The sequence below is a fragment of the Methylophilus sp. TWE2 genome (assembly GCF_001183865.1).
Classification (GTDB): domain Bacteria; phylum Pseudomonadota; class Gammaproteobacteria; order Burkholderiales; family Methylophilaceae; genus Methylophilus.
The window spans coordinates 405,818-429,580 of record NZ_CP012020.1 but is presented as its reverse complement, the minus strand read 5'-3'; the positions used below and the strand labels follow the sequence as shown (position 1 = coordinate 429,580).

Sequence of the window (23,763 nt, the reverse complement as noted above, 5' to 3'; positions counted from 1 at the left end):
TGACCTGACTCTCTCTTACTCCCGGTTTCCGGGAGTTTTTTTATGCTGGCAAACAATGTTAAGCCTACCATCAACAAGATGAGGACACTGCATGCTTTCCGGATCAACTGGACGCAAGCTTAATGATCAAATGACACGATCCGAACATTGGAATATATCGGTCCTCTCGTGCCTGCACCGCCAAAATGGGTACTGGTGCCTATATGCAGATAATTGAATTTATCTACAGGCTCATACTGCAAACCTTCAAAGTGTAATACCTTGTCGTCGATCCAGGTCGTCACTTTGCCATCATGCCATTCCACCCGGAAACGATAGGTATGTTGCGGGTCAAAGGGGCCGTCAAAGGGTACCCATTCCTTGGCTTTACCAAAGCCTCGGGCGTGATATTCGATCTTGAATTGCGCATGCGCTTTGCCTACCCTGAGCTCCCAATTGTCTGTTTCCGGCAGATTCATCCGCTCGTGATTATTAAAAAGATTGCCCCATAGCCCCAGAAAAATATTTTTATTGGCCGTCAATTGTGTTCGGGGATCAAAGTGACGGATATCGACTTCAAGCAATCCATGAGAAGACATCGGCGGGATTTTCCAGACGATCCGGTCGTTATCATTAAGCAGTGTCCACCCACCGCCCTCCACAAACTGACCGCCTTGTACCTGCCCCTGGCTGTTGCCGTGCAAACTGTCAGAAAGTACCACTCTGCCAACTTGATCTCTTAAGTGGGCTTTGTAAATTGCGCTAGAACCATCCTCAAATGCCACTTGAAATGCCAGACCATCTGATGTGGCAGACTCCAGGCTAAGATTAAAGCTTTTTGGGGTTTTACCGGAAAGCTTGATTTCAGGATGCACGATGGGAAAGCGACTTCCCTTCTTCCACACATAGATACTCGCATGCCCCTGGGGATTTTTTCCAATAAAAAATACCCGATCCTTAAAGATATTGGGTTTGCTAAAGCTGCTGAAGTTGACAGAACCTCCGGCCATTTCTGCCTTGTTATCGGCCAGGGTATAGAGTTTATTGTCTATCCACGCATACATGCCATTTAAGGTATTGTCTTTGGAGACCGTTTTAAACGCATAATTTTGCGTCGCAAAAGAGCGGTCTACCGTCCCGTCATTCAGACCCTGAAAGGTGGCGTTAGGTACATCGGGGATAGGGGTTGAAGCGTCGACCAGAGCAAGCAGTGCACCACTTTGTTTGACATATATCCCGGTTTTTCCAAGCTGGTCTGAGGCGGTCAACAATACACGATCGTGGCCGACTGTCACATCATCCATGGCGCCAAAATAGAGCGACTGATGCGGGATTTTTGTCGTCCAGTCTGCAACAACACTGAGTTGCCCTGTTTGAATATCGTATTGGTAAGCGCCCTGATATTGGCGCGTTTCTTTCGCTTCCTTGACGTCGCCTCGGCCAACAAATACGACCGTCCGGCCATCAAAGACCGGGCGCTTGAAAGAGGTAAATCTAAATTTGCTGTTGGGCATCAGGGTATTAAGGTCAACAATTTTGCTGATCTTGCCACCTGCAGAATAATAAATACCCTGCTGCTGATCCGCTCCTGTTCCACGAAAAACCAGTTGATCACCCACGCCCATCGGTGCGCCTTCAAAACTAATGAATTTGCCCACGCCTCCGGGGATATCATCCAGCGAACTGACCAGCATATCGATATTGCCCAGCCTGCTTTTAAAAATACCGGTTAATCCGTTGTCACGTGTGGCAGAAAAGAATATGGCGTCACCATCAACCACGGGCGCGGTTGCAAACTCTTTAAACTTGCCCCCTTCCCCCGAGAATATCGTGCTGGCATCGGCAATCAGCTCAAAGTTAATCACGGGAACAGGGCCTTCTGCTGCGAAGGCTGGATGCCAGGCCAGCATCAAAACCAAAAATAGTGTTTTACCAAACATCAAAACAGCACCTCCAGGCTCACTCTGGCATTGGCTGGCATGCCTGGGAAAATGGATTGTGCTCCATTACCGAAGTAATAGACTTTATCCGTGATATTTTCTGCGTTAAAACGCCAAATTGCTTTATGGTTACCCAGATTGTGTTTGTAACTGGCGCCTATATCGTAACGGGTATAACCACTTAATTTGAAGGTATTGGCCGGGTCACCAAACACCTCACTTTGGCTGAATGCGCCGCCGTAGATGGATAAATTCCTGAATGGTCCGCTGGTGAAATCATAAGAAGTCCACACCTTGAAGGCATTAGAAGGTGCCTGGTTCAGCGCATTGCCCTTGTTGGTGCCCTCTTTGATTTCGGAATCAAGATAAGCATAAGAGGCCATGATATTCCAGCCATCTGCCACTTCGCCAATCGCTTCCAGCTCAAAGCCTTTACTTTGTACCTCGCCTACCAGCGTCACGGTGTTGGCAGCGACATCGGTAAACGTTAAATTGCCGCGGGTTAACTCATACACGGCGGCATTGATGGCCAGTTTGTTATCCAGCCACATTGTTTTAATGCCAGCCTCATATTGCTTGCCGGTTTGGGGATCAAGCACCTGTCCGGCATTGGCAAAGGTTGGGCCCACACGACTATTTGGATTAAAGGCACGGCTGTAGCTGGCATACAAAGTGACCGGCTCAAAAGGCGTGTATATGATTCCAGCACGAGGCGTAAAATCGCTGTTTCTGACGGTGTCACTTGCGGCCCCTGTTGCAGGAAATTTCGAGCCCTGGCTAAAGCGGTCATAACGCCCGCCTATCATCAAGTTAAGCTTGGAGGTCAGCCCTATAAAATCCTCAGCATATACCCCCTGAAATAAATTGTTATTTTCTTGGGTAGGTAAGGCAACCATTGGAAGAGGCCTACGTACAAAAGTGGCAGGGTTAAAAATATTGGATGCATAGACATTGCCAGTCCCACTTTGCGAGTGGATAGTACGCTCCAGATCGACGCGCTGATAGCCAAACACCGTTCTGTGCCGCATGCCCCACAGTGTATTGTCCCCGATCAAGTCAAAGATATAAGAGCGGGCATCTACATCCTGGGTCGAGCGTTGCTCGGTCACATTAAAGTTACCCGTCACGGCATTGGGTGCAGATTTGTTAGATTGATGGCGGTCAATAAAGTAATCCTGATAGGTATATTGATGTTTCAGCTTCCATTGATCATTTAACTTCCAGTCCACCTCATAGCCCAATGTGGTATTGACAGAAGATTGACTGCCCCATGGCAGTTCAAAGTAACGGCTTCTTGGCACATCATTGACAGCGCCACGATAGTAAAACTGGCCGTTATCCCAAGGCGTGTCACGATTGACGTAATCAGCAAGCACTGTGACTTTGAGGTCGTCAGTCACTTGCGCATCCAACACCAAACCAAGCACATCGCGGTCTAAATACACATTGTCCCTGAAACTGTCACTGCGCTCTCGCGCGACGTTAATCCTGTAGCCAATATGCTCATAATCCGGGACACGGCCACCTGCATCCAACTGCATATGATCGTAATCGTAACTGCCCTTGCTTACCTTAAACGATGTAAACCTCTCTTGCGTGGGTCTTTTACGAATTAAATTAGCGACCCCGCCCGGCTGGGCACGACCATATTGTATGGAGGCAGGTCCCCGCAAGAACTCCACCCGTTCTAACAGTTCAACGGGCTGATCAAGCAAACCATACAACGGTTGCCCATCGACAAAATACCCTGTTTCGTCGTCCAGCAGAAAACCTCGCGACCGCAGTGCAGCTTGTCGTCCTGCATTAAAACTTTCCTGATTAATTGAGGCGATATTTTTAGCCACATCAGCAAGCACTCTCACCGCTTGCTGATCCATGATTTTCTTCGGTATGACCGTGACTGAAACAGGAGACTCTTTAATGTCGAGCGGGATCCTGGATGCTGTTGACGACTCCTTCTGCAAAAACTGCTGATCAGGCTCATCAATGATGAATTTATCCGTCACCTTGACTTCGGGCAAAACAGAGATATTTTCTTCCGACTGTCTCACCGTTTTCTTGAGTAAAAAACTGTTGCTTTCAATTTGTATGACAGCCAGGCCGCTGCCTTGAAGCAAAACATCGAACCCCTGATGCAGACTGTACGCGCCATTGAGTCCTGTCGTCTGCTTGTTTTGAGTTAACTGCGGATCAAATGACAGCAGTACACCGGCCTGAGCGGCATACGCAGATAGCGCCGCCCCTAAAGGACCAGCACTGATGTTGTAAGCCTTTTTTGTAGTTTCTGCGACGGTGTTTTCAGCGGCGATCAGTGGCGTATGCCAGGACTGAGTCAACACCAAGCTAGCGGCAACCATCAAATGCAAGCGACGCTTTTTGCCTGGTTTTAATGGAAGAGGATTTGAATGGGTAAATAACATATTGCACTCCTGAAAATATTGTTCTCATTAGCTATGCCAATCGAAAACTCAAAAGTGACAATACTTTTCTAAAAATTTACTGATTCAGAGGCAGGATCATTATCAAAAAGCGTGTGTAGTGCTGAATTCTGACTGGAAATGTCTGAGCCAGACTGCGTAAGGAAGCGTCAACATCATCCAATGAAAATGATCCTGAAATCATCAACTGCTCAATATCTCTATGGCATTTTATGATTCCGTAACGGTATCTTTCCATTTCTTCGGCAAAATACTTGAGCGGCATATTATCCAATTCCAGATAACCTCTCTGCCAAGAGGGGGATAGGACACTCAGCCGGGGCCTAAACACAACACGATTGGAATGAATGTCCACTTCTTGCAGGGGCTGCATGAAAGCGTCTTCACCGTTTTGTTGAGGGGATAGCTTGAGCACGCCCTCAAAAAGGGATACCCGTGAAAATTGATCAAATCGTCGAACATTAAATGCAGTACCCAGGGGAAGAATCCGACCATGACCGGTTTCAATCATCAGTACTTGTGTTTTTTGATGTGACTTGGAAGTCGACACCAAGATCTCACCGTGATGCAATTGAACTATCATGGTGTGACGGGAAGAATGAATCGTGACCGCTGTTTTAGTGTTCAAGACAAGGTTGGTGCCATCCGTGAGGGTAATATTCTTTCGCTCCCCAACGTCAGTAAAATGGTCATAATTAATCCGTCCAAACAATGCGTCTTTGAACACATATCCGGTTGGCAATAACACAGCGGCAAGTAATCCCAGCGTTTTGATTGCTTCTCTACGCTGACGATTCACTTTACTTGGTGTGCGGCTAAGTACCTCAACACCAAGATTGGATGGAATCCCCTCAAAGATGGAGAGCTTGCGTTTGATGTCTTCCCAAGCTTGCCGATGCACATCGGATTCGCGCATCCACCTATCCCATGCCTGCCGCTCTGCATCAGTCACATGCTCGGATGAAAGCAGTACATACCAATTAACTGCTTCAGGAACGACGTCTTCATGGGAGCGCATATTTAATCTTTATGCTGCATCAGATGCAGCAATGCGGTTGAAATATATTTCCGCACACTACTCACTGACACTTGCATTTCATTCGCAATTGCACCGTGAGCCATGCCTTCCAGTTGTGACAGCAGAAAAGCCTTCTTCACTTTTTGTTCCAGTCCATCCAGGATTAAATCAATTTGGTATAAGGTTTCTAAAATAATCGTCCGGGTTTCCACTGAATCATGAAAGTCTTCAGAATGTTGGATTAAGAATTCCAGATACTTGGACTCAATCTCTTTCCGCCTTAAGTGATTCACCATTAAGCCATGAGCCAAGTTAGTTAAAAAAGCGCGTGGCTCGATAATCTTACTTATGTCGCCCTTCAAAATTAACTTCAAGAAGGTATCGTTGGTTAAATCATAAGCATCTTCTACATTTCTGAGACGCTTTTTGAGATAAGACAGAATCCAGCGATGGTGGTCAGTATACAGTTGTGATACTAAAGTATTTGACGAATGACTCATTTTCTAAATGCCCTAAGATGATGAAATATAACGAATCATGACTAGGAGCATAATTATTCAAATGCATAAATCATTCCAACTAGCTAATCTATTGATTTGTTGAAATAAAAGTTTGATAGCAATTAAAAAAGGCTGAAAAGATAAAATATCCCCTCTTAAATTGGCTGATATAAACCAATTTTCAGCCAGGTTATCGTCAGGGTAAAGGATTTAAAAGGCAGCTTAAATGACAACATTAATTCCCGCCGAATGCTTAAATAATGCCTCAGTTTCTGAGGGGGGTATATTTTTAAGCGTTTCATTTTCATCAGGTTTTATGCATACGATATTTCGGACTTTCAGACCTTATCGCACCTAGCAAAAAATACACTGGCATTTGTTTTGGTATACCAGTCATTTTGCTAATTCTGTTTTCAGTGGTTCAATGGTCAATGGCAAATAAGTTTCGCCAGCACTGCTGAGCGAGTAGTCCATGATTGGATAATCTGAGTGAAGAGCATTCATTGATGAAAAAACCTGACATAGCTCCTAATGAAATCCAACGATTAAGTGCATTACATCATTACCAAATGATGGATACTTCTGCGGAGGAAGTGTTCGATAATTTCACCTACCTTGCCTCCCAAATTTGTGAAACGCCCATCGCCCTGATTACCCTTATTGATGAGAAGCGCCAGTGGTTTAAAAGTAAGATAGGGATTGATGCGACAGAAACGGCTCGGGAAATTTCATTTTGCGGCCACGCCATCTTGCAGGAAGAATTGTTTGAGATTCCTAATGCACTGGAAGATGAAAGGTTCCACGATAATCCATTAGTTACTGGCAGTTTACATCTGCGATTTTATGCCGGCATGCCATTGATGACGCATGATGGGTATGGACTTGGCACATTATGTGTCATCGATAAAGTGCCGCGCAAACTCACGGATGAACAGCGCACATCCCTAAAGATGCTTGCCAAACAAGTGGTTGCACAGGTGGAGTCAAGAACCCACCGGCTGGAATTAGTCGCTCTTAATGAAAAACTCGCAGAAAAAACGGCATTTTTTGATTCCATTTTTTGCAGTGTAGACCAGTCCATTATCTCAACAGACGTAGAAGGCAACATCACAAGCTTTAATATCGGTGCCGAAAAATTGCTTGGTTATCAGGCTGTTGAGATGATAGGAAAGCAGCCGCAAATATTTCATGATACGGACGAAGTGATTGCTTACGCCAACGAACTGAGTACGCTGTTAGGCAAACAGATTGAGCCTGGCTTTGAGGTCTTTGTCATCAAAGCGAAACAAGGCCATTCTGATACCCGAAAATGGACATATATCAGCAAGGAGGGGCACCGCATCCCTGTCAGGCTCACCGTCACAGCCATGTATGATAATACAGGCGCTTTAATTGGTTTTTTAGGGGTTGCAACTAATATTACAGCCAGTGAAAAAGCGAAAGCGTCGCTGGCAAGCATGGCGGATTTATTGCAACGTACCGGTGAGATGGCAAAAATCGGTGGTTGGGAAGTCGATTTGGAAACACAGCAATTGCAATGGTCCAAAGAAATATTCGCTATTCATGAAATTGATTCAGGCGAATTACCGACGCTTGAACAAGCGCTGCACTTTTATGCCCCTGAAGCCATCCCTGTCATTCGCCAAGCCGTTCGTAAAACCCTCGATGACCATACCCCCTGGGATCTTGAGTTGCCATTGATCACGGCCAAAGGCAGGCATATCTGGGTTCGTACCCAAGGGACAGTAGTGATAGCGCAAGGAAAACCTGTCCGCCTGATTGGTGCTTTCCAGGATATTACTGAACGCAAGAAAAACGAGCTGGATCTGGCATGGGTCAATCGTGCCTTGCAGATGCTTGGCAAATGCAATGAGTTGCTTATTCACATCAACAATGAAACGGCACTAATTACTGAGGTTTGCCGTATTGCGGTTGTCATTGGCGGATACCGTATGGCTTGGGTTGGTTATGCAGAAAATGATGACTATAAATCTATCCTGCCTCAAGCGCATTTTGGACATTCCGAAGGTTTCCTTAATAAAATCAAACTGAGTTGGTCAGAACATGTCGTAAACGGTTTGGGGCCAGGCGGAAAAACCATTCGTAATGGCCAGACCGTGGTTGTTGAAGATTTATTGAAAGATGCCAGCTACCCGGTCAAAAAAGAGGCTTTGGAACAAGGATACCGTTCATTAGTATCCCTGCCATTAAAAAACAAAGAAAAAGCGTTTGGCCTGCTCGCGTTATATCTGGGAGACGCTCACCATTTTGCGCAAGATGAACTCCACCTATTGCAAGATCTTGCGGACAATTTGGCGGCGGGGATCATCAATATTCGTGCCGAGCATGAACGGCAGCAGTTGCAAAATGCCATGCTTAAGGTGGCGACAGCGGTCAGTGTCAGCAGTGGCGAAGCCTTTTTCTCACAGCTCGTAACTAATATGGTCAGCGCACTGGGCGCGCAAGCAGGGCATGCCTCCCGTTTCTTGCCTGAGAAACCAGTGATAGCCCAAACCATTGCGGCTGTGGTGAATCATGAAATCATAGCCAATTTTGATTATTCAATTTCTGACGCACTGGCAAACGAGCTGTTCAGTAGTGTTGACCTGCATATTGTACCTGAACATGCTTACCGTGATTTCCCAGACATGAGCATGATGAACTTTGCAAAGTTCCAGGCGTTTGCAGGATTATGCATCTACAACTCGAGTGGCAAAGCGGTGGGTTTATTATTCGTTTTCTTTAGTGAACCCATCTTACAAAAATCACAAGTATTAATTGAATCCACGCTAAAGATTTTTGCTGCCAGGATAGCGAGCGAACTCGATCGCCAAACATCTGCAGCGGCCATTGTAGAGAATGCACGATTTATTAAAACCATTACTGATGCCATGCCGGCCATGGTGGCCTATTGGGACCGGGACTTACTTTGCCGGTTCGCCAACAAGCCTTATATGCAATGGTTTGGCAAGCCCCCAGAAGCCATTATCGGTACCTCTATCAAATCCCTGTTAGGGGAAACCCTGTTTAAAATGAATGAGCAGTATATTCGAGGTGCTTTGGCTGGAGAATGTCAGCAGTTCGAACGGATGCTGACCAAAGCGGATGGAAGTATTGGCTATACGTGGGCCAACTATATCCCCGATATTGACGCTCACGGAACAGTAAATGGCTTTTATGTTCTGGTGACAGATGTCACGCCCATCATCAAGGCTGAAAATGAGTTAAAACTTGCAGCAAGTGTGTTTCAAAACACCATTGAAGGCATCATGGTCACTGATATCAATCATGTGATTGTTTCAGTCAACCCGGCCTTCACTGCCATTAGCGGGTTCTCTGCTGATGAAGTGCTTGGGCATACGCCACGTATTCTCAATTCAGGTTATCACGCAAAAGCGTTTTTTGATGACATGCAGGCTCGTCTTAAGGAATCAAGGGTTTGGAAAGGCGAGATTTGGAACCGTCGCAAGGATGGAGAAATATACCCCGCGAATATGACGATTACAGCGGTCGCAGATAGTAATGACGAAATCACTAATTATGTGGGTATTTTTAGCGACAATACCGAATATAAAATACATGAAGAGCAACGTCTTGCCGATGAGTCAAATCAGCGTGATGCCTTAGTGCGCGAAGTGCATCACCGTATTAAAAATAACTTGCAAAGCGTCGCCAGTTTACTGAGCAACTTTTCAGCCCAACACCCCAAACTGGCGGAGCCGCTCAACACTGCCATTACTCAAGTAAAAAGTATTGCTGCCGTACATGGCTTGCAAGGACAATTTGTGAATAGCGCCGTTGGCTTGAGAGGCCTCATTGAAGCTATCGCAAACAATAACCAGCTGCTATGGAATACCCAGGTGGTATTGAGCATGCCAGCGGATGAGACTGTTATTCTTGTTGAAGAAAAAGAATCCGTCCCCCTGGCACTGGTCATGAATGAATTGATTACAAACGCCATTAAGCACGGTGATCAATCACAAGTAGAGATTGAACTGGCCTATGATGCTGACGGCAATAAAGTTTCCATCGTCATCCGCAATAAAGGGAAGTTGGCAGCGACCTCAACCAACATGACGCCACACTTTGGCACCGGCCTACAACTGGCAACGGTGTTGCTACCTAAAAGGAACGCCAGCTTGTCTTGGGAGCAGGCGGGTGAGTTCGTGATCACGCGGATAGATTTAACAGCCCCCATCATCGACATTGGATCGAGGAGCGATTAACCATGTCTTCAGAAAAGTCATTGCAACAAAATAAAGCCTCTATTTTATTGGTCGATGACGATCGGTTGATCCTGGCGACCATGGCCACTGGCCTCATGCAAGCGGGCTACGAAGTCAACACCACGGAGTCTGTGGATGATGCTGAAGCCTGGCTGGAAAGTAATCCCAGGCCTGACATTGCCATCATTGACATCAATATGCCCAACCGTAGTGGCTTGGAGCTGCCTGCAAGCCTGGACAGGCTGGACTATATTCCATTTATTTTCCTCACCGCGCGAAGTGAGCCTGAGGTGAATGCAGAAGCGAACACCTTGGGTGCCATGGCTTACCTTGTCAAACCGATTGATAGCGCCCAGTTGATTCCAGCGATTCAAACCGCACTTTCACGGGCACAAGATGTGAAAAAGATGAAATCCCAGCAGCAACAGTTACAAACCGCGCTCGATGGCGACCGCGCAGTGAGCGTCGCCATCGGTATCATCATGGATCAATACCGCATCAGCTACGAAGAAGCAAATAGCATGTTACGCAATAACGCCCGCAGTAAACGGATAAAGCTGGTTGACTTTGCCACCAGCATTATTCATTCGCGTGAGCGTCTGAACCTTGAAAATGACGCCTAGCACATTCCAAGGGTCATTCATTAAACAAGTCACTTATTGCACTAGCCATTCGCCCACATCGTATGCAAATCATGGATGCCCCATACCCGAGGGTCTTCGTGTCCTATCACTTCATCGTGGCCCCCGATTCTTGATAGGTACACGACTTGTGGCTCAAGGTGCATATTGGACTTGGTAGAAAAAAACACTTTCACCACTGGCGTCAACAAGGAGGTGGGGCACTGATCAATAACGACAGCCAGTCTGCCGGATTTCAGTTTTACCAGGCTACCAATTGGATAAATGCCAATACATTTAATAAAAGCGTTCAGGATGTGCGCATCAAAATGCCCGGTCCACTGCGTCATCCTGTGCAGGGTAATGCCCGGTTCCCAGCCAGTCCTGTATGGGCGATGAGAAGTCAGCGCATCATAGACATCACAGACTGCGGCCATTTTTGCAAAAATGCTGATCTCACTACCATTCATTTTATGCGGGTAACCCGTACCGTCTATTTTCTCATGATGGTGCAGGCATACATCCAGGCATACTTCATCAATCTGTTTACTCCGCGACAAAATTGCATGCCCAAACTCACTATGTTTGCGCATCACGATAAACTCATCCTCCGACAATGCGGCGGGCTTATTTAAAATATCGTCCGGAATCGCCATCTTGCCAATATCATGATACAGTCCAGCCACGCCCGCCTGCAGGGTCTGCTCATCACTCAGCCCCAACTCCCGGGCGAGGGCAATCATGAGCACACAGACTGCCACCGAATGCATATAGGTGTACTCATCTTTGCCTTTGAGCCGCACCAAACTGGTAATGGCATTGTGGCTACGGTCTATGGATGACAAAATATCCTTCACCAATGGCAAGGCTTCTTCGGCATTCATCGCTTTCCCCATCCGGGCCTCATTAAACATGTGGCGTACGGATGCCTTACTCGCATTGATTAACTTCATCGCCGTTTGATGCTCTTCGGCCGCTGAAAGGTGTTGTGCGCGCGGTTTGCCAATCTCACGTTTCCTTAGCTCGGCCATGGCATCGTTGACAGACTTACCCGTCACACTATGCTCCAAAGTGCCTGATGGCGTAGTGGCAACAAGACTTTTTTCCGTATCTATGAGTACATGCTCGACGTTACTTGCCAATAATTTATTCAGATCACTTTGATCTTTGAGTAAAAATGAGCTACGCCAGAACGGATGATCAAACCACGCACCTTGTAACTGCTGGACAAACATGCCCAGCTTTAACTCCTGAATGTGGATTGTTTTTAACATATGGGATCCTTAAAAATTCCAAGGGGCATATTCACTAATGCACGGACTGGTTAACCACGGAGTCCAGTTCGTCCTTGTTTAATAATTTTTCGATATCCAGCAACACGACCGTCTGGCTATCGATAATTGCGACACCGGTCATAAACCGGGTATCTATACAACTCAGCATCTCCGGCAGATCCTGTATCTGATCCGCATTCAAGGCAATTACATCTGACACACCGTCGACCACAATGCCGAGATTCTGGCCGCCCAGATTAAGTATGATCACCACCGTAAATTCATTGTATTCAACTTGTTCACATTGAAGCTTGATGCGTAAATCAAGAATGGGCACCACCTCTCCCCGCAAATTTACGACACCCTTGATATAGTCTGGCGTATTGGCGATGGAGGTCACACCAGCGTAACCCCGGATTTCCTGAACCTTGAGAATGTCAAGGCAGAACTCTTCTTCTCCCAACTGAAAAGACAAGAACTCATTTTTGGAAGACTCAGATGTTGCATATGTCGTATTCATGGTCGTTGTTCCTCGCATTAGAATTGAACCCATTCATTATCCGTGGCAGTTTTAAGCCCCATGGATGGAGAAGCCGCCTTTGAGCTTGATGCATGTGCTGAGGTAAACCGGCCAGCTTGTTTTGTGACAGTGTGAGTGTTGTGGGAGGCTCTGGAACTGCTGGCGGCCATGTGAGTGATCACGTTCTTGCTCAACTTGAACATGCCCACATTACGCATTAATGCATCCGCCTGATCCAGCAGGGATTCAGAAGCCGCTGCAGCCTCTTCCACCAACGCTGCATTTTGCTGAGTGACCTCATCCATTTGTGCGACAGCTGAATTTACCTGGTCAATTCCGGTGCTTTGTTCTGTGGATGCCACGGAAATTTCTTCCATAATGCCGGTCACGCGCCCAACCGAGCTCACGATTTCATGCATGGTCTCGCCCGCCTCTTGTACCAGCTTGGTGCCTGTAGTCACGCGCTCAGCAGAGTCAGCAATAAGTTGCTTAATTTCTTTGGCAGCAGTGGCTGAGCGTTGGGCAAGATTGCGCACCTCACCGGCAACCACAGCGAAGCCTCGTCCCTGCTCTCCTGCACGCGCAGCCTCGACTGCGGCATTGAGTGCCAGAATATTGGTTTGGAAAGCGATGCCGTCAATCACTGAAATGATGTCTTCGATCTTGCTGGAACTTGCACTGATATCCGACATCGTTGTGATGACCTGCTCTACAACACTGCCGCCTTTATTTGCAACACTGGACGCCTCAACGGCAAGCAGACTGGCCTGTTTGGCGTTCTGTGAGTTTTGTTTTACCGTGGAAGCGAGTTCCTCCATACTGGCGGCGGTTTCTTCTAATGAAGAGGCTTGCTCTTCAGTACGTTGCGAAAGATCATTATTGCCCGCAGATATTTCGCCAGCTGCCGTATTAATGGTCTCACTGGCCTCTTTGATTTGTGTGATGATTTCCGCCATATTGCCAATCAGTACATTCACACCCTCACACAAGTTGGCAATCTCCCCAGTTTTACCTTCCATGGGGATAAACTTAGTCAAATCATTTTCTTTAGCCGCACTGACCACTACTTGCGTTTCGGCAACGGCTTCTGCCAGCACTCTGGAAGCATGAATTTGAGCCGTGACATCAGTGGCGTATTTCACGACCTTGAACGGTTTGCCATTGAGATCAAAAATGGGGTTATAGCTGGCCTGGATCCAGACTTCACGCCCGTCTTTGGCAATACGCTTATAGACGCCTGCATCGTATTCACCACGGTTCAGCTTGGCCCAAAACGCTTTATATTCATTACTGCTGCGATAAGCAGGCTCAACGAAGGTACTGTGATGCTGACCTTTTGCTTCATCCAGGCTATAGCCTAATACATCCAGAAAGGTGTTGTTGGCTGTGAGCACATGGCCATCCATGGTGAATTCAATCACACCTTGTGATTTGCCAATGGCAGCAATCTGGCCTTCAAAATCCGCATTCTTGAGGCGCTCTGCCGTCACATCGATCGCATATTTCACCACTTTGAATGGTTTGCCATTCAAATCCAAAATGGGGTTGTAGCTAGCTTGTATCCAAACCTCACGCCCATCTTTGGCAATGCGTTTATACACACCGGCATCATGCTCACCCCGGTTGAGTTTGGCCCAAAAAGCCTGGTACTCGCCACTGGCCCGATAACCAGGCTCCACGAAAGCACTGTGAGGTTGTCCTATGGCTTCAGGCAGGCTATAGCCCAACAGGTTCAGGAAGGTATCGTTGGCGGCCATCACTTTGCCATCCATCGTGAATTCGATCACTCCCTGAGATTTGCCAATCGCAGCAATCTGGCCTTCAAAATCGGCATTCTTGAGACGCTCTGCAGTCACCTCGGTCGCATATTTCACCACTTTGAATGGTTTGCCGTTGAGGTCCAAAATAGGGTTATAGCTGGCTTGTATCCATACCTCGCGCCCGTCTTTAGCAAGACGTTTATAAACACCCACCTGGTATTCACCACGGTTCAACCTGGCCCAGAACTCTTTATACTCAACGCTGCTGCGATAAGCAGGCTCAACGAAGGTACTGTGATGCTGACCTTTTGCTTCATCCAGGCTATAGCCTAATACATCCAGAAAGGTATTGTTGGCTGTGAGCACATGACCATCCATGGTGAATTCAATCACGCCTTGTGATTTGCCAATGGCGGCAATCTGGCCTTCAAAATCCGCATTCTTGAGGCGCTCTGCCGTCACATCGGTCGCATATTTCACCACTTTGAATGGCTTGCCATTGAGATCCAGGATAGGGTTATAACTAGCCTGTATCCATACCTCGCGCCCGTCTTTACCAATGCGTTTGTAAACGCCCGCTTCATATTCACCACGGTTCAGCTTGGCCCAAAATGCCTTAAATTCAGGGCTGTTACGATAAGCAGACTCTACGAATGCGCCGTGATGCTGTCCTTTGGCTTCGGCCAGCGTATAACCCAAGATATTGAGAAAAGTGTCATTTGCCGTGATCACCAAGCCGTCCATCGTGAACTCAATCACGCCTTGCGATTTACCAATGGCTTCGATTTGACCTCTTAAATTAGCAAGTTCAATATTGGATATCTTTGTGTATTGATGACCACCAAATACCTTGCGAAGACTGTTTAACATTTTTATACCCTTTCAGAAGAGGATGCATGCTTCCAAGTATTGAAAGTTTGAGGCGTGTTTGTTTGCACCAATCTCCGCACTCTAGTCAGAGTGTTGAATACTGTTGCACTCACGGAAATGACAAACAGAAAACTGACAGGAATACCAATGGCCAGAGTTGTGGATCGCCACAAAACTAAAGTGATCAGACACAACAAAGTGAGATAGATACTTGAGGAAAGAGGTTGAAGCGCAACATCTATGGGATGTGCTTCTAAAATCATTGATTCCTGGAACCCGAACATAGCCGCAAACTTTCAATAGTGAAAATTAAATGTTGCCTACAGCTCACAATAGCGGCTGAATACAACAAAGGCGGGTTCTGGGCCTTGGAAAAGTCGTTAAATCGGGGGGCACGGATTTTCGGACTACTGACTTCTTTACGGCATTGCTTTAGAGAACTTTAGGGAAATTCATAAAAAATTTTTAATTTCTCGATAAAACCCTGCAAATCAGCCTAGGGTCTGCTTTGCGCAAGCAATACGACTGACTGCCCTTGTGAATGCAATGTTTTTTCCGAAAGTGGCCCTTCTAATCCACAACTTGGAATAACGGATTGACAAAAAAGAACAATCGTTCTACCATAAGTAGAATACTCATTCTACCTCTCTTTATAAGGTCAGTCTGAGCAGAGTATCAAGTGTGTTGTCACACCTATATCACCATCTTGCGCCACTAAAGGAGTATCCATGACTACTATACAAGCCAGCAGGCCACCGCTGCCTCCATTTACCCGAGAAACTGCCATCCAGAAAGTCAGGTTGGCCGAAGATGGCTGGAACAGCCGTGACGCGGCAAAAGTGGCCATGGCCTACTCCATAGATACCCATTGGCGAAACCGGTCTGAATTCATCAAAGGGCGTGAGCAAGCTCAAAGATTTCTTGAACGCAAATGGAACAAGGAACATGAATATCGGCTGATTAAAGAGTTGTGGGCGTTTGATGGCAACCGGATTGCCGTCAGGTATGCCTACGAGTGGAAGGATGATTCTGGAAACTGGTTCCGTTCTTATGGCAACGAAAACTGGGAATTCAACCCGGATGGACTGATGGTCAACCGCTACGCATCCTTAAATGATGTGCCGATTAAAGAGAGTGAGCGCTTATTCCACTGGCCGCTGGGAAGACGTCCGGATGACCATCCCGGCTTGTCTGAATTAGGGTTATAAGCAATCAGGGTCGGCACAAACCGGCCAATACATGACCTTGGTGAGATCGTCACTTACATTTCTATTGATTGCAAAAATAAGCGCTCAGCCAACTGTTTTCCAGTACTCGCCGCCATTTTATCCCCCATCACTTTGGCCACGGTGATTGCGCCTTCTATCAAGAGTAATAACTCTGAGGCTATTTTTTGAGGCTCGGCGGCGCCATAAGCCGCAGCCAGCTGTTCCAAATAACGTTCTAAATTGACCTTATGCTCTTTGGCGACCTCAGCAATCAATTGGCTGCTGCTGCCACATTCGCCAGCGGCGTTAATGAACGCACAGCCGTTAAAATCAGGGGTGGAGAACCATGCTTCCAAAGCATCGAAACAGCCAAGAATTCGGGCTCTAGGCTCTGTCAGCGTGCGCGTGGAGTCAATAAACCATGTCATCCACCGCTGATCCCGTTGCCTCAATACCTCAGCGATCAGCGCTTCCTTGGTGGGGAAATTACGGTAAATCGTTTTACGGGCTACACCGGATTCACTGACGATAGCATCCATGCCAGTCGCGTTGATGCCATTTGCATAAATCAGTTTCTCGGTCGCCAATAATAATCGTTGCAGGGGTTCATTGGTTGTCATCCCAGCATTGTAGAACAGTCATTCTACAATTGTCCACAGAAGGTCTCCGGTGATTGTTTCGTTGCCTGCAATAATGAATTGCGGCCAGCCTGGATTTTCAGTGTTAAAAAATCCTTTAAATTTCAGTCACGCCGTCAGTGTGACGAGCTCAAATGAAATGAATGACTTAATCCAATATATTAAGAGGACTGATAATGAAAAACGATATTTTAAAATGGATGGTGCGGCCGATCTTACTTGGGGCAGCGATGACCGCGTTTGCAATGCCCCTGCAAGCGGTATCTGCACCTGCATCCAACCACGGTGCTTTAAATGAAACCACGGTTTCTTACCACACTGAAGTGGTTGAGGGCGTCAAGGTATTCTATAGAGAGGCTGGCCCGAAAAATGCACCGACAGTATTGTTACTTCACGGCTTTCCAACCTCGTCACATATGTTCAGGAATTTGATCCCCAAACTGGCTGATCGCTACCATGTGATTGCTCCAGACTATCCTGGCTATGGGCAAAGTGACCAACCCGCTATGGAACAATTCACCTACAGTTTTGATCATCTAGCCGCTATTGTGGACAAATTTACCGCTCAGATTGGGCTGACTAAATATGCCATTTACGTGCAGGATTATGGCGCACCGATAGGTTATCGCCTGGCTTCTGCGCATCCAGAAAAAGTCACTGCCATCGTTGTCCAGAATGGCAATGCGTATAACGAAGGCATTGATAATCCGTTCTGGGATCCGATTAAAGCTTTCTGGAAAAACAAAACTGAAGCCAATGCTGCCAAGCTCCGCCCAGTCCTTGAATTGAATGCGACCAAATGGCAATACACAGAAGGATTTCGTGACCCAGCACACCATGTCAGCCCGGACACCTGGATGCTGGACCAGGCTTATATGGACCGCCCAGGCAATAAAGACATTCAGATAGAACTGTTTTATAGCTATGGCACCAACCCGCCACTCTATCCAGCGTGGCAGGCCTATTTTCGTCAATATCAACCGCCTATGCTGATCGTGTGGGGTAAAAATGACAAAATATTCCCGGCAGAAGGTGCGACCCCTTACTTGCGAGACTTGCCAAATGCCGAACTACATCTTCTCAACACTGGCCACTTTGCCTTAGAAGAGGATGGTGAAGAAATAGGAAACCTGATGCACAACTTCCTGGGTAGAAAAGTGCAGCCTTAACCATGAATGTGCCGGAAATATTGATTTCCGGCACAGTTTGGCAAAACAGCTCTACTTCGATGACTTGGGCGGGACAGCGGTCGCTGCCGCCTCTTTCTCAATCAAGGCTTTTTTGCGCGCAATTCCCCACCGATATCCTGACAATGAGCCATCCTGCCGGATCACACGATGGCAGGGAATCACCACAGCCAAGGTATTGGCTGCACAGGCGCTGGCAACCGCCCTCACTGCATTAGGGGCACCAATGCGACTGGCTAGCTCACTGTAAGTCACAGTGGTGCCGTATGGAATCTCGCGTAAAGCCTGCCATACTTTTTGCTGAAAGACCGTACCCTGGATATCCAGTGGCAAGGCCAGCCCTGGCCCAGGTGTTTCAATAAAACCAACGACACTTGCCACGATCGACTCAAAATCCCGATCTCCACCAACCAGGTCCGCTCGCGGAAACCTATCCTGCAGTTCGCGCAGAAGTGTTTCAGGATCATTGCCGAGGGAAATCGCGCACACGCCTTTGCTGCTGGTGGCGATGAGTAGGCTGCCTAATATACATTCTGCAATGGCAAAATGAATCTGCGCATCTACACCTCCTTTAGCGTATTGCAACGGTTTCATGCCTAGTATATCCGTTGCGGATGCGTAAAAACGGCTATTTGAGCCGTAGCCAGTGTCATACATTGCATCGGTAATTTTCATGTTTGCCCCCAGTGTCTGACGCAGCTTTTGTGCCCGGATAGCCGTCGCATAGGCTCGAGGTGTGAGCCCTGTGATTGATTTGAAAATACGGTGAAAGTGAAAAGGGCTCCAGCCAGCGTGTGCTGCCAATTGCGCCAAGCTGGGCAGCGATTCTGCGTCTTCTATCATCCGGCAAGCGGCTGCCACCCTGGCTGCATATTCATTTGCCCCGGCCTGGTTGGGCTTGCAGCGTTTACAGGGGCGGAATCCTGCAGCTTCGGCAGCAGCAGCGGTCAAATGAAAGCTTACATTCTCCGGGCGGGCCTGACGGGCACCACACGAAGGGCGACAATAAATGCCCGTCGTTTTTACTGCATAGAAAAATTGCCCATCCGCGTTGACATCACGCGCCAGCACCTGCTGCCAACGCGGATCGCTTAATATTGTTTGGGCTGCATCCACGTTCATATTGAATTGATGTATGTGCATAAGAAACCAGAATATACAGCATCACTTGCAGCAAAAAACTCCGTTGCTTGCTTTTGAATATGAGATCGCCAAAGTTCGTTCTCCAGTCATGTTGATAATTAAGCGATAATGTCCCCATAGAGAGATCATCTGAAGAGAAGCGACATATGGAAAGTAAAGTGACATCCCTCGAAACGACATTTGAAGAAACGCTGTTTGAGCTGATCCCTCAAACCAAAAATTTTGGCATTCAGTTTACCGAAATAGGCGAGACCGAGTTGGTTGTGCGCGGCTCGTATGCGCTCAATAAAAACCATCTGGATATTGTATTTGGTGGCAGTATTGCCGCCATTTCGATCACCACCGCCTGGTCACTGTTGAAGCACAACATTCAACGGTTAGGCTTGGCAGGAAACCTGGTCATCAAACAGCAGGAGATTAAATTTCTGTTGCCCGTGCATGCCGACTTTGACTGTATCGCCACTTTGCCATCCGCTGAAACATGGGCGCAATTTGTGGCGGATTATCGTGACAAGGGTCGCGCGAGAATGACCGTGCAGGCTCGCATCGTGTGTCAAACCAAAACGACTTCTACGTTTGAAGGGGTGTTTGTGCTTTACCAATAAGCCTGGCCAGTTAAGACCGTGTTAACGGCTTAGGCTGTGGCGGTATGCTTGGCCGAGTTTATTGGCTGCGATATCCATACCTCGAATGCTTCCAGGCTTAATGGCTGGGTAAAGTAGTAGCCTTGGAATATCTCACACCCCAGGTCTTTCAGGACATTTAACTGCGCTTCTGTTTCTACCCCCTCAGCCAGAATTTCCAGTTGCAAACTCTGACCCAGCGAAATGATGGCATTCACAATGCTCTCATGATCATGACCATTCAGCATATCTCGCACAAATGACTGGTCGATTTTTAACTGGTCAAACGGGAAGCGCTTCAGATAAGACAATGAGGAATATCCCGTGCCGAAGTCGTCCAGCGAAAAGCAAATGCCAAGCTCCCTGAGCGCCGCCATCTTGGCAATAATGTCTTCGACTTTATCTACCAGCATACTTTCTGTCAGCTCAAGTTTGAGGCGTTGTGGTGAAATGCCAGTCTCGACAAGCATTTGTTGTATCTCAGCGACAAAGGCGGGCTGCAGGTATTGTTTGGGACTCACATTGACCGAGAGCACCAAATGACGCAATTGCGGATGCGTAGACCAGCGCTGCAGCATTTTGCAGGCCTCCTTTAATACCCAATGGCCCAGTTCTCCAATCTGGCCAGAACTTTCAGCCAGGCTGATAAATTGCCCTGGCATGATCAATCCACGCTCAGGATGCTGCCAGCGTACGAGTGCTTCAGCACCTACAATCTCGTGGGCCTGGTTGTATTGTGGCTGGAAATGCAGCGTGAACTCTTGCTTTTCAATGGCTGCATGTAAGTCAGCTTCCAGCGCCACCCGCTGACGGAGTTCGGTTTCCATTTGCGCGTCAAAAAAGCGGAAACCATTCCTGCCTGCCTCTTTGGCCTTGTACATGGCCAGGTCTGCCCGGCGCAGCAATTCGTCTGTTTGGCTCAGGTGTTCAGGGTCAAATAACACCACACCAATACTGGGGGTGGTGTAGTGCTGGTAATGTTTGAGTTTGAATGGCTTTTTAAATGCAGCCATAATCTTCTCGCAGACTCTCCGGGCCTGTTTTTCGGCCTGTGCTGAATCGTAATGCAAGCTATCCAGGACCACCACAAACTCATCACCACCCAACCTGCTGACGGTGTCCAAACGGCGGACGGACTGTCTGATACGTTTGGCAACTTCGACCAGCAAGGCATCGCCGACGTCATGACCATAGGTATCATTGAGTGTCTTGAAGTTGTCGATATCAATAAATAACAAGGCACCACCTACTTGTTTTCGCATGGCTTTGCGTACGTGCGAAGACAACTTGTCCTGCAACAACAATCGGTTAGGTAAGCCAGTCATGGTGTCGTAGTAGGCCAGTTGGCGGATCTGCGCATCGGCCTGCTTGCGCTGGGTAATGTCACGCAGCACAGCCACCCAGTGCGTGACCAGGCCACCTTTGTCATGCAAAGGCAGTGCATCCATTTCAAGTGAAATGCCAACGCCTTCCTGGTTAATGGCTACCACCTCAGTCTTGATTGGCTGCATCTGCAGGAAAGCGCTCTTGATGCGCTCTAGCTCACGCCCTGGTGTGGCCTCTTGAAACAGCTCAAATGGTGAAGTGCCCTGCAATTGCTTAACAGGCACACCGGTAATCCTTGCAAAAGCCTCATTGAGGAATACGATTTTCTGCTGCATGGGCGCATGCATGGGTGCCTCGGTAATCATGACAACATCATTGAGCCTGGAGACGCCACTTTGTAACAGATGCAATTGCTCATCCGATTGCTCACGTTCAATCGCCAATCCCAGAATCTGCGCATAACTATCGACAAAATCCAGTTCGGCCAACCTCGGAACGTGACGCTGCTGGCGGTACATGGCCAGCACACCAAGCACACGTCGGCTACGGGACAAGACAGGCATACTCCAGCATGCACGTAAACCGTGCATGCTGGCGAGTTCATAGCACTGATCCCAGAGTGGGTGCTCACTGATGTCTTCAGCCACGACTCTACCCTCTGTCAATGCTGCAATGCCGCAACTGCCCAACTGCATACGATCAATGGCTTGCGCATAGGCAGCAGGCAATCTGGCGGAGGCTGTATGCCGCAAATGCGAGCCTTCCTGATCGAGCAATAATATGGCACAGCAGGCATCCGGGAATTGATGTTCAATCAGCAACACCGCTGTATGCAGAATCTCAGATAAGGAAATATCTGCCAACATCATGGCCTGGATCCTATCCTGCCCTTCCTTGATCGCTGCCAGTTGCTTATGCGTAGTAATATCCTGCAGGGATCCTTGCAGCTTGATAATATTGCCGGCATTGTCACGTACAGGCTGCCCCATGGCACGTACCCAAAACCGGCGACCGGTGGCAGTGATTTTCTCTAATTCCAGATCATATGACACCCCGGCCTCCATACATGCCTTGAGCGCACTGGCCATGATCGGTTGCGACTCGGGCACAAACATACTCATCCCCTCCTCAACGGTAGGCGAGTATCCAGGCGGCATATCGTGCAAAGCAGCCACTTCATCAGACCAATGAATAAGGTTGGTTTTCAGGTCAATGACCCAACCACCGATTTTTGCCACACTACCCGCCACTTTTAACAAATATTCAGCCTGGGTACGCCTATCAATCTCGTTTTGTAAGGCCTGGGTACGCTGGATGACCTGTCGCCGTATCTGCACGTTCCAGACGAAGGTAGCCCCCAGCACTAGCAGCAGGATAAAAATACCGCGCAACAGCCAGACCATGTATGGCCGCTTGACCAGCATATCATCCTGATACAGAAATCCTTCCAAGCTATACTGTTGCGGTACCAGGCCCAGATCAGCCAGGGTCTGTGCAATGCTGTTCCAGCGCTCTTCATTCATATGCCCCAAAGGGACCAGATCGGTGAGCACATAAGGCAACATCACGTTAGCCTCATGTAACAACATTTGTTTATTGAGGCCACGCGTGGTGACACCAGGCATGTTTGCAATCAACTCCGCCATTTCTGACTGATGCTTGAAGGCATACATCCAGCCTTTTTTGGTTGCCCGCCAAAAGGCCTGTACCCGCTCAGGATGCTCTGAAATTTCTTGCTCGCTGGTAAACAGCACATCGCCATAAAAATCTACGCCATAGGGCTGATTGCTGATCACAGAGGGTTCATAGCCCATTTGCTGCAACTGCCCAGGTTCATCCATGGCATAGGCAGAGACCACATCTACCTTGCCCTCGATCAGGTCTTGCAGGCGCCAGGTATGCGGCACAATGGTCATCTGGCGGATATCCAGATGCTGTTTCAACAACATGGCCTTGAATTGATATACGCCCTGCCCATTACTGGACAGCATGACACGCTTACCTATGAGATCTGCGGGCGTTTGAATATTACTTTGCTTCAGGCTGAGTAATACGCCTGGAGAGTGTTGAAAAATGGCGGCCAAGGCCACCACCGGCTTACCGGAAATGCGCGACACCAGTATATCTGCATCACCAATACCGTAGTCGGCCTGCCCTGACAGTACTTGCTGCAACGGTGACAGGTTCTTGCTAGCTTCTACGAGCCGGACATTCAACCCTTCTTCACGATAATAGCCCTGCTCAACCGCTGCATAATAACCCGCAAACTGGAACTGGTGGCGCCATTTGAGTTGTACGGTAATCGTTTCCGAAGCGAAGGAGATGGCTGGTCCGGCCAGCGTGACAAGTGTCAGCAGCCATCTGATCAACCACAGGATGGGAACAAGCTTCATGCGTATTGGAGTAATAATTAAGTGCAATGACTGATTAGGCAAACTGCCGACAATCGTATCCAGCTTAATTTATACCGCAAAAGATGTTGAACACATGACC

General features: G+C 47.8%; 15 protein-coding genes. 5 read left to right on the top strand and 10 right to left on the bottom strand.

The features are described from left to right. Positions 1 to 119: 119 nt before the first annotated feature. The 4 genes from ACJ67_RS01960 to ACJ67_RS01945 all read right to left on the bottom strand — a co-directional run bounded on the left by ACJ67_RS01960 (position 120) and on the right by ACJ67_RS01945 (position 5,875). Positions 120 to 1,919, bottom strand: coding sequence for a hypothetical protein (locus ACJ67_RS01960; RefSeq protein WP_049637666.1), 1,800 nt, complete (start codon positions 1,917 to 1,919; stop codon positions 120 to 122). Beyond that, a complete protein-coding gene (locus ACJ67_RS01955; protein ID WP_049637665.1) occupies positions 1,919 to 4,339 on the bottom strand; it encodes a TonB-dependent receptor in 2,421 nt (806 codons plus the stop codon). Before ACJ67_RS01955 ends, ACJ67_RS01960 begins: the two co-directional genes overlap by 1 nt. A gap of 76 nt (positions 4,340 to 4,415) precedes the next feature. Continuing rightward, positions 4,416 to 5,375 carry a FecR domain-containing protein gene (locus ACJ67_RS01950; protein WP_049637664.1) on the bottom strand — a complete coding sequence of 320 codons (960 nt, stop codon included), beginning with the start codon at positions 5,373 to 5,375 and terminating at the stop codon, positions 4,416 to 4,418. A 2-nt stretch (positions 5,376 to 5,377) separates the two neighbouring features. After that, complete coding sequence (locus ACJ67_RS01945) at positions 5,378 to 5,875, bottom strand: sigma-70 family RNA polymerase sigma factor (RefSeq protein WP_049637663.1); 498 nt, start codon at positions 5,873 to 5,875, stop codon at positions 5,378 to 5,380. Positions 5,876 to 6,381: 506 nt separating this feature from the next. Between ACJ67_RS01945 and ACJ67_RS01940 the strand changes: the two genes are divergently transcribed. Both ACJ67_RS01940 and ACJ67_RS01935 read left to right on the top strand, forming a co-directional pair. Then, complete coding sequence (locus tag ACJ67_RS01940) at positions 6,382 to 10,101, top strand: PAS domain S-box protein (RefSeq protein WP_049637662.1); 3,720 nt, start codon at positions 6,382 to 6,384, stop codon at positions 10,099 to 10,101. A gap of 2 nt (positions 10,102 to 10,103) precedes the next feature. After that, a complete protein-coding gene (locus tag ACJ67_RS01935; protein WP_049637661.1) occupies positions 10,104 to 10,724 on the top strand; it encodes an ANTAR domain-containing response regulator in 621 nt (206 codons plus the stop codon). A 41-nt stretch (positions 10,725 to 10,765) separates the two neighbouring features. On the opposite strand, the gene ACJ67_RS01930 is transcribed toward ACJ67_RS01935, so the two are convergent. Genes ACJ67_RS01930 through ACJ67_RS01920 form a run of 3 tightly spaced genes read right to left on the bottom strand, consistent with a single transcriptional unit; the run spans position 10,766 to position 15,145 of the window. Then, positions 10,766 to 11,995 carry an HD-GYP domain-containing protein gene (locus tag ACJ67_RS01930; RefSeq protein WP_049637660.1) on the bottom strand — a complete coding sequence of 410 codons (1,230 nt, stop codon included), beginning with the start codon at positions 11,993 to 11,995 and terminating at the stop codon, positions 10,766 to 10,768. 34 nt (positions 11,996 to 12,029) lie between these two features. Further along, a complete protein-coding gene (locus ACJ67_RS01925; protein WP_197080646.1) occupies positions 12,030 to 12,515 on the bottom strand; it encodes a chemotaxis protein CheW in 486 nt (161 codons plus the stop codon). A gap of 17 nt (positions 12,516 to 12,532) precedes the next feature. After that, positions 12,533 to 15,145 carry a methyl-accepting chemotaxis protein gene (locus ACJ67_RS01920; protein WP_049637658.1) on the bottom strand — a complete coding sequence of 871 codons (2,613 nt, stop codon included), beginning with the start codon at positions 15,143 to 15,145 and terminating at the stop codon, positions 12,533 to 12,535. A 728-nt stretch (positions 15,146 to 15,873) separates the two neighbouring features. Between ACJ67_RS01920 and ACJ67_RS01915 the strand changes: the two genes are divergently transcribed. Further along, positions 15,874 to 16,353, top strand: a complete 480-nt coding sequence (locus ACJ67_RS01915) for a DUF1348 family protein (protein ID WP_049637657.1) — start codon at positions 15,874 to 15,876, stop codon at positions 16,351 to 16,353. 53 nt (positions 16,354 to 16,406) lie between these two features. Here ACJ67_RS01915 and ACJ67_RS01910 read toward each other — a convergent pair whose 3' ends face one another. Continuing rightward, positions 16,407 to 16,973: a TetR/AcrR family transcriptional regulator gene (locus ACJ67_RS01910; protein WP_049637656.1), complete on the bottom strand. Its 567-nt coding sequence runs from the start codon at positions 16,971 to 16,973 to the stop codon at positions 16,407 to 16,409. A gap of 194 nt (positions 16,974 to 17,167) precedes the next feature. On the opposite strand from ACJ67_RS01910, the gene ACJ67_RS01905 reads away from it, so the two are divergent. Further along, positions 17,168 to 18,160 carry an alpha/beta fold hydrolase gene (locus tag ACJ67_RS01905; protein WP_231587225.1) on the top strand — a complete coding sequence of 331 codons (993 nt, stop codon included), beginning with the start codon at positions 17,168 to 17,170 and terminating at the stop codon, positions 18,158 to 18,160. 51 nt (positions 18,161 to 18,211) lie between these two features. Here ACJ67_RS01905 and ada read toward each other — a convergent pair whose 3' ends face one another. Then, a complete protein-coding gene (gene ada, locus ACJ67_RS01900) occupies positions 18,212 to 19,300 on the bottom strand; it encodes a bifunctional DNA-binding transcriptional regulator/O6-methylguanine-DNA methyltransferase Ada (RefSeq protein ID WP_197080645.1) in 1,089 nt (362 codons plus the stop codon). Positions 19,301 to 19,467: 167 nt separating this feature from the next. Here ada and ACJ67_RS01895 point away from each other — a divergent pair, with 167 nt between their 5' ends. After that, on the top strand, positions 19,468 to 19,926 hold the full coding sequence (locus tag ACJ67_RS01895) for a YiiD C-terminal domain-containing protein (RefSeq protein ID WP_197080644.1): 459 nt from the start codon (positions 19,468 to 19,470) through the stop codon (positions 19,924 to 19,926). A gap of 29 nt (positions 19,927 to 19,955) precedes the next feature. Here the strand turns inward: ACJ67_RS01895 and ACJ67_RS01890 are convergent, their stop codons facing one another. Continuing rightward, positions 19,956 to 23,663, bottom strand: a complete 3,708-nt coding sequence (locus tag ACJ67_RS01890) for an EAL domain-containing protein (protein WP_049637654.1) — start codon at positions 23,661 to 23,663, stop codon at positions 19,956 to 19,958. Positions 23,664 to 23,763 lie beyond the last annotated feature (100 nt).

What these genes read in the sequence shown, in the direction of transcription:
- ACJ67_RS01960 (WP_049637666.1), bottom strand. Translation starts at nt 1,919, where the DNA reads ATGTTTGGTAAAACACTATTTTTGGTTTTGATGCTGGCCTGGCATCCA.
- ACJ67_RS01955 (WP_049637665.1), bottom strand. Translation starts at nt 4,339, where the DNA reads ATGTTATTTACCCATTCAAATCCTCTTCCATTAAAACCAGGCAAAAAG.
- ACJ67_RS01950 (WP_049637664.1), bottom strand. Translation starts at nt 5,375, where the DNA reads ATGCGCTCCCATGAAGACGTCGTTCCTGAAGCAGTTAATTGGTATGTA.
- ACJ67_RS01945 (WP_049637663.1), bottom strand. Translation starts at nt 5,875, where the DNA reads ATGAGTCATTCGTCAAATACTTTAGTATCACAACTGTATACTGACCAC.
- ACJ67_RS01940 (WP_049637662.1), top strand. Translation starts at nt 6,382, where the DNA reads ATGAAAAAACCTGACATAGCTCCTAATGAAATCCAACGATTAAGTGCA.
- ACJ67_RS01935 (WP_049637661.1), top strand. Translation starts at nt 10,104, where the DNA reads ATGTCTTCAGAAAAGTCATTGCAACAAAATAAAGCCTCTATTTTATTG.
- ACJ67_RS01930 (WP_049637660.1), bottom strand. Translation starts at nt 11,995, where the DNA reads ATGTTAAAAACAATCCACATTCAGGAGTTAAAGCTGGGCATGTTTGTC.
- ACJ67_RS01925 (WP_197080646.1), bottom strand. Translation starts at nt 12,515, where the DNA reads ATGAATACGACATATGCAACATCTGAGTCTTCCAAAAATGAGTTCTTG.
- ACJ67_RS01920 (WP_049637658.1), bottom strand. Translation starts at nt 15,145, where the DNA reads ATGTTAAACAGTCTTCGCAAGGTATTTGGTGGTCATCAATACACAAAG.
- ACJ67_RS01915 (WP_049637657.1), top strand. Translation starts at nt 15,874, where the DNA reads ATGACTACTATACAAGCCAGCAGGCCACCGCTGCCTCCATTTACCCGA.
- ACJ67_RS01910 (WP_049637656.1), bottom strand. Translation starts at nt 16,973, where the DNA reads ATGACAACCAATGAACCCCTGCAACGATTATTATTGGCGACCGAGAAA.
- ACJ67_RS01905 (WP_231587225.1), top strand. Translation starts at nt 17,168, where the DNA reads ATGAAAAACGATATTTTAAAATGGATGGTGCGGCCGATCTTACTTGGG.
- ada (WP_197080645.1), bottom strand. Translation starts at nt 19,300, where the DNA reads ATGAACGTGGATGCAGCCCAAACAATATTAAGCGATCCGCGTTGGCAG.
- ACJ67_RS01895 (WP_197080644.1), top strand. Translation starts at nt 19,468, where the DNA reads ATGGAAAGTAAAGTGACATCCCTCGAAACGACATTTGAAGAAACGCTG.
- ACJ67_RS01890 (WP_049637654.1), bottom strand. Translation starts at nt 23,663, where the DNA reads ATGAAGCTTGTTCCCATCCTGTGGTTGATCAGATGGCTGCTGACACTT.